At 47.4% G+C, this 15,163-nt stretch carries 14 protein-coding genes and 1 riboswitch; of the genes, 11 read left to right on the top strand and 3 right to left on the bottom strand.

Annotated elements, in window-relative coordinates; all coding sequences use genetic code 11:
- Window positions 1–66 precede the first annotated feature (66 nt).
- The 8 genes from M662_RS13675 to ytkD all read left to right on the top strand — a co-directional run bounded on the left by M662_RS13675 (window position 67) and on the right by ytkD (window position 8,553).
- The gene (locus M662_RS13675) at window positions 67–1,458 is read left to right on the top strand and encodes an isochorismate synthase (RefSeq protein WP_026578288.1); all 1,392 of its coding nucleotides are present in this window, start codon (window positions 67–69) and stop codon (window positions 1,456–1,458) included.
- Window positions 1,459–3,195 carry a 2-succinyl-5-enolpyruvyl-6-hydroxy-3-cyclohexene-1-carboxylic-acid synthase gene (gene menD, locus M662_RS13670; protein ID WP_026578289.1) on the top strand — a complete coding sequence of 579 codons (1,737 nt, stop codon included), beginning with the start codon at window positions 1,459–1,461 and terminating at the stop codon, window positions 3,193–3,195.
- Window positions 3,195–3,992 carry a 2-succinyl-6-hydroxy-2,4-cyclohexadiene-1-carboxylate synthase gene (gene menH / locus M662_RS13665; RefSeq protein WP_008637589.1) on the top strand — a complete coding sequence of 266 codons (798 nt, stop codon included), beginning with the start codon at window positions 3,195–3,197 and terminating at the stop codon, window positions 3,990–3,992. Before menD ends, menH begins: the two co-directional genes overlap by 1 nt.
- A gap of 58 nt (window positions 3,993–4,050) precedes the next feature.
- Window positions 4,051–4,869, top strand: a complete 819-nt coding sequence (gene menB / locus M662_RS13660) for a 1,4-dihydroxy-2-naphthoyl-CoA synthase (protein ID WP_008637591.1) — start codon at window positions 4,051–4,053, stop codon at window positions 4,867–4,869.
- An 84-nt stretch (window positions 4,870–4,953) separates the two neighbouring features.
- Window positions 4,954–6,405: an o-succinylbenzoate--CoA ligase gene (locus M662_RS13655; protein WP_026578290.1), complete on the top strand. Its 1,452-nt coding sequence runs from the start codon at window positions 4,954–4,956 to the stop codon at window positions 6,403–6,405.
- Window positions 6,402–7,508: an o-succinylbenzoate synthase gene (menC, locus tag M662_RS13650; protein ID WP_026578291.1), complete on the top strand. Its 1,107-nt coding sequence runs from the start codon at window positions 6,402–6,404 to the stop codon at window positions 7,506–7,508. The genes M662_RS13655 and menC overlap by 4 nt, the downstream gene beginning before the upstream one ends.
- 69 nt (window positions 7,509–7,577) lie before the next feature.
- Complete coding sequence (locus M662_RS13645; protein WP_008637597.1) at window positions 7,578–7,889, top strand: hypothetical protein; 312 nt, start codon at window positions 7,578–7,580, stop codon at window positions 7,887–7,889.
- A 196-nt stretch (window positions 7,890–8,085) separates the two neighbouring features.
- The gene (ytkD, locus tag M662_RS13640) at window positions 8,086–8,553 is read left to right on the top strand and encodes an RNA deprotection pyrophosphohydrolase (RefSeq protein ID WP_008637598.1); all 468 of its coding nucleotides are present in this window, start codon (window positions 8,086–8,088) and stop codon (window positions 8,551–8,553) included.
- A 47-nt stretch (window positions 8,554–8,600) separates the two neighbouring features.
- Here ytkD and pckA read toward each other — a convergent pair whose 3' ends face one another.
- Window positions 8,601–10,190, bottom strand: coding sequence for a phosphoenolpyruvate carboxykinase (ATP) (gene pckA / locus M662_RS13635; protein ID WP_008637599.1), 1,590 nt, complete (start codon window positions 10,188–10,190; stop codon window positions 8,601–8,603).
- A 317-nt stretch (window positions 10,191–10,507) separates the two neighbouring features.
- Window positions 10,508–10,622, top strand: a riboswitch (SAM riboswitch).
- Window positions 10,623–10,836: 214 nt separating this feature from the next.
- On the opposite strand from pckA, the gene metK reads away from it, so the two are divergent.
- A complete protein-coding gene (gene metK / locus M662_RS13630; RefSeq protein ID WP_008637600.1) occupies window positions 10,837–12,033 on the top strand; it encodes a methionine adenosyltransferase in 1,197 nt (398 codons plus the stop codon).
- Between the two features lie 37 nt (window positions 12,034–12,070).
- On the opposite strand, the gene M662_RS13625 is transcribed toward metK, so the two are convergent.
- A complete protein-coding gene (locus M662_RS13625; RefSeq protein ID WP_008637601.1) occupies window positions 12,071–12,589 on the bottom strand; it encodes a gamma carbonic anhydrase in 519 nt (172 codons plus the stop codon).
- A 60-nt stretch (window positions 12,590–12,649) separates the two neighbouring features.
- On the opposite strand from M662_RS13625, the gene M662_RS13620 reads away from it, so the two are divergent.
- Together M662_RS13620 and M662_RS13615 are read left to right on the top strand one after the other, a co-directional pair.
- Window positions 12,650–13,429: an alpha/beta hydrolase gene (locus M662_RS13620; protein ID WP_026578292.1), complete on the top strand. Its 780-nt coding sequence runs from the start codon at window positions 12,650–12,652 to the stop codon at window positions 13,427–13,429.
- Between the two features lie 16 nt (window positions 13,430–13,445).
- On the top strand, window positions 13,446–14,522 hold the full coding sequence (locus M662_RS13615; protein WP_026578293.1) for a tetraprenyl-beta-curcumene synthase family protein: 1,077 nt from the start codon (window positions 13,446–13,448) through the stop codon (window positions 14,520–14,522).
- A gap of 21 nt (window positions 14,523–14,543) precedes the next feature.
- Here M662_RS13615 and M662_RS13610 read toward each other — a convergent pair whose 3' ends face one another.
- Entirely contained in the window at window positions 14,544–15,116 is a 573-nt protein-coding gene (locus M662_RS13610) for a tRNA 5-(aminomethyl)-2-thiouridylate-methyltransferase MnmM (RefSeq protein ID WP_026578294.1), read from the bottom strand.
- Between the last annotated feature and the right edge of the window lie 47 nt (window positions 15,117–15,163).

Here is a 15,163-nt window from a genome sequence, read left to right as displayed (position 1 = left end):
ACAGATCTTAAATAATTTGTGTCGCAAGTATACTGGAACGTCCCTTAAAGAATGGGAGGAATTTTTATGCTTCATACGAAGGCACCTCATATTGAAGAAGTGATCGGGGAAGCCCTTCAGAGAGCACATCATCTTGGGGAACCTATTTTTATCAGTTTCGTTGAACACATAGATGATCAAGAGCCGTATCGTTTTTTTGAAGCTGGTCTTACGGTGGATTCCCACCGCTCGTTCTGGCAGAGCGCGGAGGGAGACTTCACAATGGTGGGCATTGGGAAAGCCAGCCAACTTTTTGCAGAGGGAAACGATCGTTTCAAAGAAGTACAGTCTCTATGGAACGACTTGAAGGAAAACGCCGTCGTGCACGATTCGTTCGGGGAGAAGGGCACGGGAATGGTTGCGCTGGGTGGTTTCCGTTTCGACCCGGAAGAGCCGGAAGGAAAACCTTGGGATAACTTTAAGGACAGCCAGCTGTCCATTCCATCCTTCTTGTTGACCAACGTCGGCGGGAAGTCGTATTTGACTTCAAATGCTCTCCTCTTTCCGGAGGATCACGCCCAACAGATCGCGGCACAGATAGCTGATCAGAAGGAGCAGTTATTGAATGGGCTGCCCGGTACTTATAAGGTGCCGGAAATTGAGACGGCTGTAGAAGTTGCTCCGCACGAATGGAAAGAGACGATCAGACGAGCTACAGAGGATATCAAAGCTGGTCTCCTCGAAAAGATTGTCCTGGCGAGAGAACTTCGCCTCTCCTTCAAGGAGGATGTGTCCGTTTCTTCCGTGCTGCGTGCACTTGCGGAATCTCAGCCGAACAGCTACATTTTCGCCTTCGAGAGTGAAGGAGATTATTTTGTGGGCGCAACGCCGGAGAGGTTGGTTAAAGTTGACGAGCGCAGACTCGTTTCCACTTGTCTTGCCGGTACCATTCCACGTGGAGCTACGCCGGAAGCGGATTTGGCGCTGGGAGAAGAACTGCTGAACGATCCTAAAAACCGGCAGGAGCATCAATTTGTCGTGGAAATGATCAGACAAGCTGTCGAAGCCTGCAGCAGTGACGTACAGATTCCGGAGGCGCCGGTGCTGTATCCGCTTAGAAACCTTCAACATCTGTACACACCGGTTAATGCCATTTTGGATGAGGGATATACGCTTTTGAATGTGGTGGAGAAGCTTCATCCGACTCCGGCACTCGGTGGAATGCCCCAGAAGGAATCCGTTGCTTACATCCGTGAGAAGGAAACGCTCAACAGAGGATGGTATGCCGGACCGGTCGGCTGGTTCGATGCGATGGATAATGGGGAATTTGCTGTAGCGATCCGGTCTGCTTTAATTCAGAAGAGGATGGCTTCTTTATTCGCAGGATGCGGGGTCGTTGCCGACTCGGACCCTCAGGCGGAATACGAAGAGACCGCTGTGAAGTTGAAGCCGATGTTGTCTGTTTTGGGAGGGTCATAATTGGGACATGTAGAATCGTTATCTAAATATGTAACACATTTTGTGGATCAGCTTGCTTCTTCGGGGGTGGAGCATGTAGTCATTTCTCCAGGATCACGATCCACACCGCTTGCAATGACGTTTGCTGAGCATTCTGAGATGGAACACTGGGTCCATCTTGATGAACGCTCGGCAGCTTTTTTTGCGCTCGGAATAGCGAAACGAGAACAGAAACCGGTGGCGGTTGTTTGTACCTCCGGGACGGCTGCGGCAAATTATTATCCTGCTATCGTGGAAGCCTATTATAGCCGTGTCCCGCTTCTGATTCTTACAGCTGATCGGCCGCATGAATTGAGGGAGGTCGGTGCACCACAGGCCATCAATCAAATTCAGATGTTTGGTAACTACGTGAAATGGTATCAGGACCTTGCTCTACCAGAGCCGGGAAACCATATATACGCCAGACGTCAGGCTTCCAGGGCGGTCGAGGAAGCGAAGAACGGCCATATGGGTCCTGTCCATTTGAATTTTCCGTTCCGAGAGCCGCTTATCCCTGATTTTCATCTGGAAGGCTGCTGGCGGGAAGAGGGCGTGACGGTTCCCCGAGCTTCTTATGGAAAGAGAATGCTGGATGCCTCGGTGGTCTCCCAATATTTGCAGACGTTTGCGGAGAAAGACTGTGGTCTGATTGTAGTGGGCCCACAGATGGACCCTGACCTGGCTGAGGCTGTGACGCGACTTGCATCCCGACTTGGTGTGCCGGTATTGGCAGATCCGCTCTCACAACTCCGTGCCGGAACGCATGACAAAAGAAATATTATGGAGAACTATGATAGTCTCCTGAAATCGGAAGCTGTCGGGGAAGAGGTCATTCCCGGCTATATTCTAAGGTTCGGTGCCATGCCGGTTTCCAAGGCTTACTTGAAATGGGTACAGAAATTCGGGGAGCAGGTAGATCATTTCGTTGCTGATGAACACCCTAGTCATCGGGAGCCTGCCGGCATCGATGCTCATTACATTTGGGCGGATCCTGTGATGTTTTGTGAGCAGTTGGCGGATCATCTTCCGGAGGATAATGTCGAAACGGAATGGCTCTCCCGCTGGCAGGAAATGAATAATAGGGCGAAAGCCGAAATGCTTGTTCAGGAGGATGAAAGTCTCAACGAAGGCCATGCCGTCGTTTATCTGGCGGATTCCATTCCGAACCAGTCTAATCTTTTTATCGGAAACAGCATGCCGATCAGAGACGTAGACAGCTTCTTTATGTCCACACCAAAGCAGGTAAGGATGATGGCTAACAGAGGTGCGAACGGCATTGATGGTGTCATTTCTGCGGCTGCCGGCACGACCGTATCAGGGGAGAGAACGACGCTTCTGATTGGGGACGTCTCCTTCTTTCATGATATGAACGGTCTTTGGCTCGTTAAACACAAAAAACTCCCTCTTACGATTGTTGTGATCAACAACGATGGAGGAGGAATTTTTTCCTATCTGCCTCAGTCTAAACAACAGGATCACTTCGAGGAGTTGTTCGGTACTCCATTGGGGCTTGATCTTTCGGCGGTCACTGCTTTGTACGATGGTAGACATCACGTTGTGGAAACATGGGATTCTTATCGTCATGCACTTGCCGAAAGCTACAAGAAGGAGGGTTTATCCGTTATTGAAGTGCGAACGGACAGAAGCACCCACGTTGATTTCCATAAAGAGAAGTGGGCGAAAGTCGAAGCCTCCATCTTATCCGGGGGGAGCAAGTGATGAGATACACCATTAACAGACGGTCCTATTGGGTGGAAGATAGCGGAACAGGCTTTCCTCTGGTTATGCTGCACGGATTCACGGGTAGTACACGAACGTTTGATGAAACGTGTGCTGCTTTGGACGGAGACTACCGGTTAATCAAGGTGGATCTGCCGGGGCATGGCCGGACCGGTCCGCTCGGAGTGGTCACGATGGAGCAATTCTGCCGGGACCTTGACGCTTTGTTCGACGCACTGGAGCTGGAGAGAGCGGCTGTTCTCGGATATTCGCTCGGAGGGAGGGCTGCGTTGTCTTTTGCAGCCCTTTATCCAGAACGGGTAGAGAAACTTCTGCTGGAGAGTGCTTCACCCGGGCTTGAAACGACGGAAGAGCAGCTGGCGAGACAGGCAAAGGATAAAACGTTGGCGGAAATGATAAGGGATAAAGGAATAGATGCATTCGTATCTTATTGGGAGAACATCCCTTTGTTCCGTACCCAGGACCGTCTTTCTCAACAGGCGAAGACGGCGATACGCGAAGAACGTCTTGCTCAGGATCCGGGGGGGCTCCGGGAATCTTTACTTGGTATGGGAACCGGTCATCAACCTTCCTGGTGGGAGCGTATGTCGGACCTTCAGATGGATGTGCAGCTTGTCGTTGGAGCGCTTGACGAGAAGTTTTGTCGAATAAATGATAGGATGGAAAAGCGTATTCCTGAAGCATCCTACATAGTGGTGGAAAAGGCTGGACATGCAATACACCTTGAGAAACCAAAAATTTTTGCTAAAATTGTAGATGGCTTCATGATAAAATGAGTGAGTAATGAAACCGTTTTTCATGAACGGAAAGTGTACTTTTAAGGAGGAATAAGTTATGTCTTTTGAATGGATTCAAGAGCGCGAATACGAAGATATCATGTATGAAACACTAGACGGAATTGCTAAAATCACGATCAACCGTCCGGAAGTGCGAAATGCGTTTCGTCCTCAAACGGTTAACGAATTGATTGATGCATTCTCACGTGCACGTGACAATTCCCGTGTCGGAGTTATCGTCCTTGCAGGTGCTGGAGACGATGCATTCTGTGCAGGTGGAGACCAGAAAGTCCGCGGTCACGGCGGCTATGTAGGGGATGATCAGATTCCACGCCTGAACGTCCTTGATCTCCAACGTTTGATCCGCGTCATTCCTAAGCCGGTAATCGCAATGGTTTCCGGTTATGCTATCGGCGGTGGACATGTGCTTCACGTTGTCTGTGACCTTACAATCGCAGCGGACAATGCGATTTTCGGACAAACAGGTCCAAAGGTTGGAAGTTTCGATGCTGGATATGGTGCAGGTCTGCTTGCGCGTATGGTAGGCCATAAGAAAGCGCGTGAAATTTGGTTCCTTTGCCGTCAATACAGTGCCAAGGAAGCGGAAGATATGGGACTGGTCAATACAGTGGTTCCATTAGAGGATCTTGAAGCTGAAACGGTACAATGGTGCCGTGAAATCCTTGAGAAATCACCGACGGCTCTTCGTTTCTTGAAAGCTTCTTTCAATGCAGATACAGATGGATTGGCAGGTCTGCAGCAAATGGGCGGAGACGCTACCCTGTTGTATTACACGACAGAGGAAGCGAAGGAAGGCCGCGATGCCTTCAAGGAGAAGAGAAAACCTGATTTCGATCAGTTCCCTCGTTTCCCTTGATCATCAACCATATGGTAAAGAAAGGGGCGTCCCGTTGTATCGGGGAGCCCCTTTTTTCAGTTTTAAAAAGGATGGAGCGAAGTAATGATGACGATCATACCTCACTGGTTAGATAAACAAGCAGAACTTAATCCAGATGGGAACGCTTTTGAAACACCAAACGGAGAAGGCTTGACGTTTCAGGAATTGAGAGAACGAAGCAGAAGCATGGCTTTCCGTATGAAAGCGGCAGGGGTGAAAGATGGAGACCATGTGGCGTTCCTTCACACTAATGATCTGCAGTATCCTGTCTTTATCCATGCAATCAGCTATATCGGTGCAGTTGTTGTGTTAATAAATACAAGACTGACTGCTCCAGAAATCCGTTACCAACTGGAAGATGCACATATTAATCACTTCTTCATCGGTGAAGCGTTTGAACAGACAGCCCGGACGTCTGTTCAAGGTCTTGATATTATCGTACACCGTTTGGGTTCGCTGCCGGTAGCACAGAGGACGTCAGGTTTGAAGGGAGATTTGAACTTCGAAGACGTGTACACAATGATGTACACATCCGGGACTACAGGGCGCCCGAAGGCGGTTATGCACACATACGGAAATCACTGGTACAGTGCTGTTGCGTCTTCATTGAATCTTGGACTCCATTCAGATGATAAATGGCTGACCTGTCTTCCGTTCTTCCATGTAGGCGGCTTCTCTCTTCTTATGAAAAGTGTTATTTACGGAATGCCGGTTTATTTGTTGAAGAAATTCGATGCATCTGTCGTGAATCGGGCTATCAAAGAAGACGGCGTTACTCACGCGTCGGTCGTTACTGTCATGCTGCAGCGGCTGTTGGAAGAAATGGGAGAGTCCCGCTATCCGTCCAGCTTCCGCTGTATGCTCCTTGGCGGTGGTCCTGTACCGGAGAGCATACTTCGAAAGTCAGAAGATCGGTACATTCCAGTTTTTCAAACGTATGGAATGACGGAAACCTCCTCACAAATCGCTACGCTAAGTCCGAAATCCGCCCTTGCAAAAATGGGTTCTGCCGGGAAAGCCCTGAGTATGGCCGATCTGGTCATAGATTCGCACCAGAATGGTGAAGTGGGGGAGATACTGGTAAAGGGCCCGATGGTTTCCAAAGGCTACTATAATAGGGACCGGAATGCAGAGACATACCTTCGGACAGGGGATCTCGGTTATAAGGATGATGACGGGTTTCTCTATGTGGTGGACCGCTTGAAAGACGTCATTATATCAGGTGGGGAGAATGTGTACCCCGCGGAAATCGAAAGCGTCCTAACATCTATTCCCGGGATAAAAGAAGCCGGCGTCACAGGACGACGGGATGCTACGTGGGGAGAAGTTCCTGTCGCTTTCCTTGTTGGTGATAAAGCGACAGGAGACAAAAAAATCACGGATTATTGTCTGGAGCGTCTTGGGAAATTTAAAGTACCTGCACAGTTTTACTGGGTCGATGAACTTCCCAGAAACGCGTCGAATAAACTGCTTCGCCGAAAGTTATTATCTTTAGTGGAAGAAGGGAATGTATGATGAAGGTCGAAGCTGTACGTATCCGCACCATTGAGCTCCCGTTAAAGAAGCCTTTCATCACTCATCAGGCAAGCTTCGATCGGAGGAAGCTTCTCATCGTAGAAGCGGAAGATCCGGAAGGAAGAATCGGCTACGGGGAGGTCACTGCCTTTGAGTCTCCTTTTTACACATCAGAGACGATCGTTACCGCTTTTCACGTACTGAAAGAGTTCCTGATACCTCTTCTATTTGGATTGGAAGAGCAGACACCTGCAGCCTTCGCCGAAGGTGTCCGACCCATTCAAGGCCACCCAATGGCGAAAGCAGGTCTTGAAGGAGCTTTGTGGGATCTTTACGGCAAGAAGGAAAATAAGAGTCTTAAGAAACTGCTTGGCGGCATTCGCGAAAGCGTCAAGGCTGGTGCTGTGCTGAGTCTGACGGATAATCTTCGGGAAGAAGTGGAGGCACTGAAGCTGGAGGGGTACGAACGATACAAGTTAAAGGTGAGGAAAGGCTGCGAGAAAGAAACAATTGAAGCACTTAGAAAGATAGCGCCGGATCTTCCGGTAATGATTGATGCCAACGGTCAATATGGACCGGATGACTTTCACAGACTTCAAGAGATGGATGAATATGGTCTTATGATGATTGAGCAGCCGTTCCAACCCGCCGACTTCTTTTATCATAAAGAACTGCAGGCGACAATGCGGACACCCCTGTGTCTCGATGAATCAATCATGTCTTTTCATGATGCTGTCCAGGGTGTAGAGCTCGAGTCCTGCCGCATCGTGAATGTGAAAATAAGCAGGGTGGGCGGCTTGACCGAAGCAAAGGCAATCCATGATTTCTGCGAGCGTCGGGGAGTGCCTGTTTGGTGCGGGGGGATGGTCGAATCCGGTGTATCCAAAGCACACAACCTTGCGCTTGCAACACTTCCTAATTTCACTATCCCGGGTGATTTATCCAGCTCCACACGGTATTTCGAAAGAGATATTGTGCAACCACCAATTATCATGGATCGGGGAGAAATCCGTGTGCCGGAGGGCCCTGGAATTGGAATAGACGTCGACAGGGAATACCTTGAATTCGTTACTAATCACTCTTATGAAGCTAAGGCAACTTAACCACCCCGGGGATTTTCGTAATAACTTCGTCCTTCTTCGACCACAATAAGAATATAAGGAGGGCGAAGGATGGACAGAAACAAGTATTATATCAATATTGGGACAAGGGAAATCTCCCTGAATCATGATGCGAACAACGATGATTTTATCATTTACGCGACAGAGGAAGAAGTGATCGGCCTTCGTGAAATTTTCGATGAAATCAATAATGCGGACAATCGGTCCTTCTATCGAGCGCATATCCCATTCATGCCTTACCATAAAGATGAGGATAATGATGAGACGGATGTGGACATGAAGAAGGCTTTCCAGCGCATTCATGAACTAGGTGATGATCAAACGAAAGATCACATCGTCCAGATGGGCGTGTTGGATCTTTGATGGAAAAAGCCCCTCCGTTAGACTGGAGCGGCTTTTTTGTATGAAATCCTTTGTTTAGAGGAGGATTTCAAAAGGAATAATACAAATAGCAGCAGAGTATCGAAACGCACCGGTTTGTATTTATACATCCTTATGGTACGATTTATACAGGTACCATCAAGAACGTATAACTAGGATTAAAGGCAGTGGAGCAAACATGAAAACATTTTATGATTTTTACCAGAACCCTGTTCGACTATCATTTGAGGATCATCCGTTCTCTGCAACTCCGAAGCATGTTTGGGTCATTTGCCGTTATAAGGACCAATGGCTTTTGACGAGACATAAGGATCGAGGGTTCGAATTTCCCGGAGGAAAAGTCGAAGAGGGCGAAACAGCAGATCAGGCAGCTGTGCGGGAAGTTCAGGAAGAGACAGGTGCGAGAATTAAAGAGTTGACGTATATCGGTCAATACCATGTGGATGGTAAAGGTGGCACGGTCATAAAGAACGTATATTATGCCGTCATATCTGAACTGGCCGATCAGGAACACTATTTTGAAACACACGGCCCTGTCTTATTCCGACATCTCCCAAAGAACATGAGAGTGAATGAGCGCTTCAGCTTTATGATGAAGGATGAAGTCCTTCCGGAATGCATGAAACGTATTCAGCGTCATATCTGAAGAATAAATATCCCCCACGTGACCACGTGGGGGATATTTTATGATGTTCAGCTATGATAGGAAGGTCCTGCTTTCCTAATTGCTTCGCTCGCATAAGTGAATTTCTCAAAGTTCTTATGGAACTTTTCGGCAAGCGCTTTAGCGCTCAGGTCGTAGGCCTCTTTATCTGTCCATGTCTTACGAGGTGACAATACCTCATCAGGGACACCAGGGCAGTGGGTGGGAACGTGTAAACCGAAGAAAGGATCTTTATACGTCTCCGCTGAGCTTAATTCTCCTTCCAACGCAGCGTGAATCATAGCTCTTGTGTAGCTTAACTTGATCCGCTGTCCTTCCCCGTAAGACCCTCCGGACCATCCTGTATTCACTAGATAGACGTCGGTCTGGAATTGATCAATTTTCTCGCCAAGCATTTCTGCATACTTAGATGGAGCCAAGGGAAGGAATGGAGAGCCGAAGCAGGCGGAGAATGTCGCCTGCGGTTCTGTAATTCCCCTTTCTGTACCTGCGAGTTTGCTGGTATATCCGCTCAGGAAGTGGTACATTGCCTGTTCCTTCGTCAACTTACTGATCGGAGGGAGAACGCCTGTAGCATCAGCGGTCAAGAAAATGATCGCATTTGGATGACCAGCTACACTGGGCTGTACAGTGTTGGATATATGTTCAAGCGGATAAGCCGCACGAGTGTTTTCTGTCAAACTTGTGTCGTCATAATCCGGTTCATGTGAGTCTGCGCTTAGTATGACATTCTCCAGAACCGATCCAAAATGAATCGCATCGTAAATTTGTGGTTCCTTTTCTTTAGAAAGGTTGATACACTTGGCGTAGCAACCGCCTTCAATATTGAAGACGCCGTAGTTCGACCACGCATGCTCGTCATCCCCGATCAAACGGCGGGAAGGATCTGCAGAAAGGGTAGTCTTGCCCGTTCCGGATAACCCGAAGAAAAGAGCGACATCGCCTTCTTTACCAACGTTCGCTGAACAGTGCATCGGCAGGATGTTTTTCTCCGGAAGAATATAGTTCATGACGGAGAAAATCGATTTTTTGATTTCCCCGGCATACTCGGTTCCGCCAATTAAGACGATACGGTGTTTGAAGGAAATCATGATGAACGCTTCTGAATTTGTCCCGTCCACTTCAGGATCAGCCTTGAAGGTCGGAGCGGATATAACCGTGAATTCCGCTTCATGATCTGCCACCTCTTCCGTATTTGGACGAATGAACATCTGTTTAGCGAAAAGATTGTGCCACGCAAACTCTGTCACGACTTGGATGGGAAGACGATACCGTGTTTCTGCGCCGGCAAACCCTTTGAAAACAAAGAGTTCTTCCCGCTTCTTTAAATACGTAAGAACTTTGTGGTAAAGCTGAACGAAAGTACTCTCGTCAATCGGCGTATTGATCGTCCCCCAATCCACTTTTTGTTCGGACGTGTCGTCTTTGACGATGAATTTGTCTTTTGGTGATCTGCCGGTGTAAGTACCAGTAGTCGCTTGAATTGCACCTTTTTCTGTTAATGTGCCTTCGTTGCGAGAGAGGATCTTCTCCACCAAGTGCGGAACGGAAAGTTGGTGATGGACATTTTCTTGAGCTAGTAATAGGTTAAGTTCAGACATTTGGTTAATGGTACTCATATAAGTCGACCCGCCTTTGTCAAATAATTTAATCATCCTTAAGATGGAATTAGTATAACACATTCATTTTTATAGTCCATACTATTTGGTGAAATTGTTTCCAATATTTTGTGAACAAATATTGGCTTCTTGTTAAAATCCGGATGGTTTATTTCTATCTTATGTTTTTTCCGGTGTGAACGTTTATAAATGGAAAGAAAAGGTGGCGGGTCCTTGGTTTTGTAAGGATCCGTAAAAACCGTACCTGGTCGGGGATACGGGTGGAATCTGATTGACATGTTACATGGTTTTCGATACGATAACGAAGAACGGAAACTCTCTTATCCAGAGTTGGTGGAGGGACAGGCCCTTTGAAACCCAGCAACCGTCATGAGAATGGCATGGTGCTAACCTGAAGCAGGAAGGAACGAATTCCTTCTTGGACGATAAGAGCGAAAGGAAGCAGCCCCTTTCCTCGACATTAGGAAGGGTTTTTTCTTTTTATGGAGAAATATCCGAGCCGGAGGTCATCCGGTATAGATTCCTATATAAAGCTCTAATGGTTGTGGATGAAGCATGAACGAAGGAAACGTTTTTTCGTTTCTGCACATACTGGTAAAGAGTTCCGTCTAATACTTTGTACTTACAGAAGGAGGAGTTTTTCAGAATGCCTGCCAATCGCCGGTTATTCACATCAGAGTCAGTTACAGAAGGTCACCCCGATAAAATATGTGACCAGATTTCTGATGCCATTTTAGACGAAATTTTAAAAAATGACCCGAATGCTCGGGTTGCATGTGAGACAACAGTGACCACGGGACTTGTGCTCGTCTCAGGAGAGATCAGTACAAATACTTATGTAGACATCCCATCCATCGTTCGTCAAACAATTAAAGATATTGGATATACTCGAGCCAAATACGGCTTCGATGCGGATACGTGTGCCGTTCTGACTGCCATCGATGAGCAGTCCCCTGATATTGCAGGCGGAGTGGATGAAGCATTGGAATCCCGCGAGGGCAAGATGAGCGACGATGAGATTGAAGCGATCGGAGCTGGAGATCAGGGCTTAATGTTCGGTTTTGCTAATAATGAAACGAAAGAACTAATGCCTCTTCCTATTTCACTGGCACATAAACTTTCCAAGCGTCTTTCGGATGTCCGTAAAGACGGCACGCTGGATTACCTGCGCCCGGACGGGAAGACACAAGTGACCATCGAGTACGATGAGCTGGATAAACCTGTCCGCGTAGATACCATTGTCATTTCTACACAGCACGCGGAAGAAATTACATTGGAGCAGATTAAGAAAGATCTGCGCGACCATGTGATCGGTCCTGTTGTACCGGCGGAGCTCATTGATGAGCAGACGAAATACTTCATCAATCCGACAGGTCGTTTCGTTATCGGCGGTCCTCAAGGGGATGCCGGCTTGACGGGAAGAAAAATCATTGTGGATACGTATGGCGGATATGCCCGTCACGGCGGAGGTGCTTTCAGCGGGAAAGACGCGACGAAAGTGGACCGCTCTGCTGCTTATGCAGCCCGCTATGTTGCGAAGAACATCGTAGCTGCCGGACTTGCGGACGCTGTGGAAGTGCAGCTTGCGTATGCAATAGGTGTAGCGCAGCCGGTTTCCATTGCCATCAACTCGAATGGTACTGGAAAAGTATCGGAAGAGAAGCTGGTAGAAGCTGTGCGTGATCTGTTCGATCTGCGCCCTGCCGGTATTATCAAGATGCTGGATCTGCGTCGACCTATCTACCGTGATACGGCTGCTTATGGTCATTTCGGCCGCACGGATATTGAGTTCCCTTGGGAGCGGACGGACAAAGCAGAACAATTAAAATCTCGTTTCAATTAAGGACAAAAAAAGTACCCGCAAGGGTACTTTTTTGTTTTTAATCTTTTTCTTGCTGCTGTTTATAATAGTTTCCTTTCTCTATGTAAGTGGTTCTTATCCTTTCCAACTCTTGATAGTCATGCTCGTTCAGTTCCCGGACTACTTTCGCGGGCCGGCCGAAAGCGAGCGTCCTTGGAGGGATAACTTTTCCCGGCGGGACGAGACTGCCGGCGCCGATGAAAGCTTCTTCTCCAATTATCGCTCCATCGAGTATGAGGGATCCCATACCGATCAGCGCGTTTTTCTTAATGTGTGCGGAATGCAGGGTCACTTGATGACCGACCGTCACGCCATCTTCAAGGATCAGTGGTTGACCCGGGCTTTGATGAAGCATACTGAGATCCTGTACATTTGTATTCCTGCCGATATGTACCGGAGCTACATCCCCGCGGATGACGGTTTTAAACCAGATGCTTGCTCCTTCATCGATAAAAACATCTCCTGTAATAACGGCATCATCAGCGATGTAAGCCGTCGGGTGTATAGACGGGCGCTTTCCTTTATATTCGCAAATCATAGTAAACCCCCTTATAATATTAGTTAAGGATAGTATAGCAGATGGAACGGGGGATAGACTGTGAATAAAAAGCAATCTCCAGCATCAGACGGCACTATCATTATCGTCCACGGAGCATTTGAACATGGTGGAAGATATGAGCGGTTGGCGGATCGTCTTCATAAAGATGGTTTCGATGTTATATACGGCGATCTGCCTGGCCAGGGAAATTCACCCGGAAGGAAAGGTCATATCCATTCCTTTGAGGAGTACATAAAGACAGTAGAGGGCTGGATCGGGGAAGCGGATCCCGATAAAAAAATATTTCTGCTCGGTCATAGTATGGGTGGTCTTGTAACGGTGCGGGTAATGGAACAGCTGCAACAGAAAATGGATGGTATCATCCTCTCGTCTCCTGCATTGGCTATTAAAGGCAGTGTAAGTGCGCCTGTGGAATGGTTGTCCTACCTATTGAATATCATAGCACCCTCTTTACGTATGGATGCCAACCAAGACCCTTCATTGATTACAAGGGATACCGTGAAAGTCGAACAGTTTCGTAAAGATCCACTTGTCCTTAAGAAAGTCTCTGTGCGTTGGTACCGGGAGTTTCAACGTGCTTCCCGTCTGGCTTTCCGGGACGTCAACCAGTTTCCGGATGTACCTCTTCTTGTCTTGCAGGCGGGACGTGACGAACTGGTAGTGGCGGAAAAAACGGCAGAATGGTTTCATATAGTGGATGCTAAAGAAAAAACATACAAAGAATGGCCGGAATTATACCATGAACTATTCAATGAGCCGGAGTGGGAAGATGTGTACCTTTATACACTTGGATTTTTACAACAGCAACTCAAGAAATAGACAGGGAGGGAAACATATGAAAGCAAATGTACCGAGTAACGCCCTGCATCTCATGTACCACGTGTACAAAAATATCTTTCCTTCCGTTCATAGAGAATTGAACGTTTGGATTGATCGGGCGCGTCAAATACCAGATCCGGAATTAAGGATTCAGGCACTTGCCAGCATTGAAAGCAAAACGTTCCATTGTGAAGGCGGGGCGATTTATGCGGTGCTTGCAGGGGAGAGAAGGGACGAAGCGGTTCGTTTTATCGTAGCCTATCAAACCATTAGTGATTATCTTGATAACTTATGTGACAGAAGTACATCGATGGATCCGAAAGATTTCCGCATGCTCCATCAGGCGATGGCGGATGCGCTGACGCCAGGGAATGAAAGACAAGACTACTATAAATATCGTGAGGAATCAGACGACGCCGGTTACCTCCATCTCCTTGTGAAAACTTGTCAGGACGTACTTCGGAATGCGGAAGGCTATGACATAGTCCTGGAGCATACTCGGAATCTTGGTTCCCTTTACAGCGATCTTCAAGTACATAAACATGTGGTGGAAGAGGAACGTATTCCAAGGTTACAGCAATGGTTTGAAGATCACCAGAAGGACTGGCCGCAACTGAAATGGTATGAATTTTCGGCATGTACGGGCTCTACCCTTGGTATTTTCTGCCTTGTCTCTTATACTCTTGGTGGAAGAATTGACCCTTCTTTAGCAGAGCAGGTGACAAGAAGCTATTTCCCATTCATGCAGGGGCTTCACATTCTCCTTGATTACTATATTGATCAGGAGGAGGATGAAGAGGAAGGGGATTTGAATTTTTGTTCCTATTATGAGCACGAAGAGGAGATGCGGGCGAGGTTCAAGTATTTCGTCGAGAGAACGAACGAAGAGATTCAACGGTTACCAAACGCCGCTTTCCATGAGATGGTTCATGAAGGGCTTGTTGGAATGTATTTGGCCGATCGAAAAGTCGGGCGTATTGCCAATGCGAAGAGCTTTGTTAAAGAACTCTTGAAGGCGAGTGGAAAGAAAGCGACGTTCTTTTACCTGAATACCAAAATGTATCACAAATTAAAGCCTGGACGTGAGTTGTAATCGTCCAGGCCGTTTTTTGTATTAATGCTTTTCTACAGCTAATATAAAAGGTGGTTTACGTTTCTGATTGATGAAGCCGTAATGGAGCACGTGGTATTCTTTGGAATCGAGAGCGGTGAGGTATTCTAAAAGAGCGTCTTTCTCTTCTTCTCCGCCTTCATGCCCGTGGTATACCACCAGTACTAATAATCCACCGGGTTTTAATATAGACAAGGTCTCTTGAACGGAAGCTAATGTTTCCTCCGGTTTTGTAATGACTGTTTTGTCACTTCCCGGTAAGTAGCCAAGGTTATAAATGGCTGCCTGCACACGTTTTTTGTGCTCTCTGCTGATGGAAGTTTTCACTTGGGAGTGGGATTCGTGAAGGATTGTCGCTCTGTTCTCATTTCCTGCCTCTTTGAGGCGTTCTGTCGTGTTCTCCACAGCCACTTTCTGGATATCAAACCCATATACATGCCCTGTATCTCCGACTAAGTTAGTGAGGAATAAGGTATCATGACCATTCCCGCAAGTCCCGTCTATGACCACATCCCCTTCTTCTATAAATTGCTTCATAAGCATGTGTGAATAAGGGATGATTCTTTCTAAGTTCATTGCTAGTCCTCCGTCCGTTAATAATGTCCGCTGTATATTGTAGCATG

It is taken from the genome of Bacillus sp. SB49, assembly GCF_000469135.2.
Classification (GTDB): Bacteria; Bacillota; Bacilli; order Bacillales; family Halobacillaceae; genus Halobacillus.
Note: the sequence above shows the minus strand (reverse complement) of the source record. Positions and strands in the feature narration are given on the sequence as shown.

Bases quoted from the DNA above. Each gene is read 5' to 3' on its own strand.
- M662_RS13675 (WP_026578288.1), top strand. From the start codon at position 67: ATGCTTCATACGAAGGCACCTCATATTGAAGAAGTGATCGGGGAAGCC.
- menH (WP_008637589.1), top strand. From the start codon at position 3,195: ATGAGATACACCATTAACAGACGGTCCTATTGGGTGGAAGATAGCGGA.
- menB (WP_008637591.1), top strand. From the start codon at position 4,051: ATGTCTTTTGAATGGATTCAAGAGCGCGAATACGAAGATATCATGTAT.
- M662_RS13655 (WP_026578290.1), top strand. From the start codon at position 4,954: ATGATGACGATCATACCTCACTGGTTAGATAAACAAGCAGAACTTAAT.
- menC (WP_026578291.1), top strand. From the start codon at position 6,402: ATGATGAAGGTCGAAGCTGTACGTATCCGCACCATTGAGCTCCCGTTA.
- M662_RS13645 (WP_008637597.1), top strand. From the start codon at position 7,578: ATGGACAGAAACAAGTATTATATCAATATTGGGACAAGGGAAATCTCC.
- ytkD (WP_008637598.1), top strand. From the start codon at position 8,086: ATGAAAACATTTTATGATTTTTACCAGAACCCTGTTCGACTATCATTT.
- pckA (WP_008637599.1), bottom strand. From the start codon at position 10,190: ATGAGTACCATTAACCAAATGTCTGAACTTAACCTATTACTAGCTCAA.
- metK (WP_008637600.1), top strand. From the start codon at position 10,837: ATGCCTGCCAATCGCCGGTTATTCACATCAGAGTCAGTTACAGAAGGT.
- M662_RS13625 (WP_008637601.1), bottom strand. From the start codon at position 12,589: ATGATTTGCGAATATAAAGGAAAGCGCCCGTCTATACACCCGACGGCT.
- M662_RS13615 (WP_026578293.1), top strand. From the start codon at position 13,446: ATGAAAGCAAATGTACCGAGTAACGCCCTGCATCTCATGTACCACGTG.
- M662_RS13610 (WP_026578294.1), bottom strand. From the start codon at position 15,116: ATGAACTTAGAAAGAATCATCCCTTATTCACACATGCTTATGAAGCAA.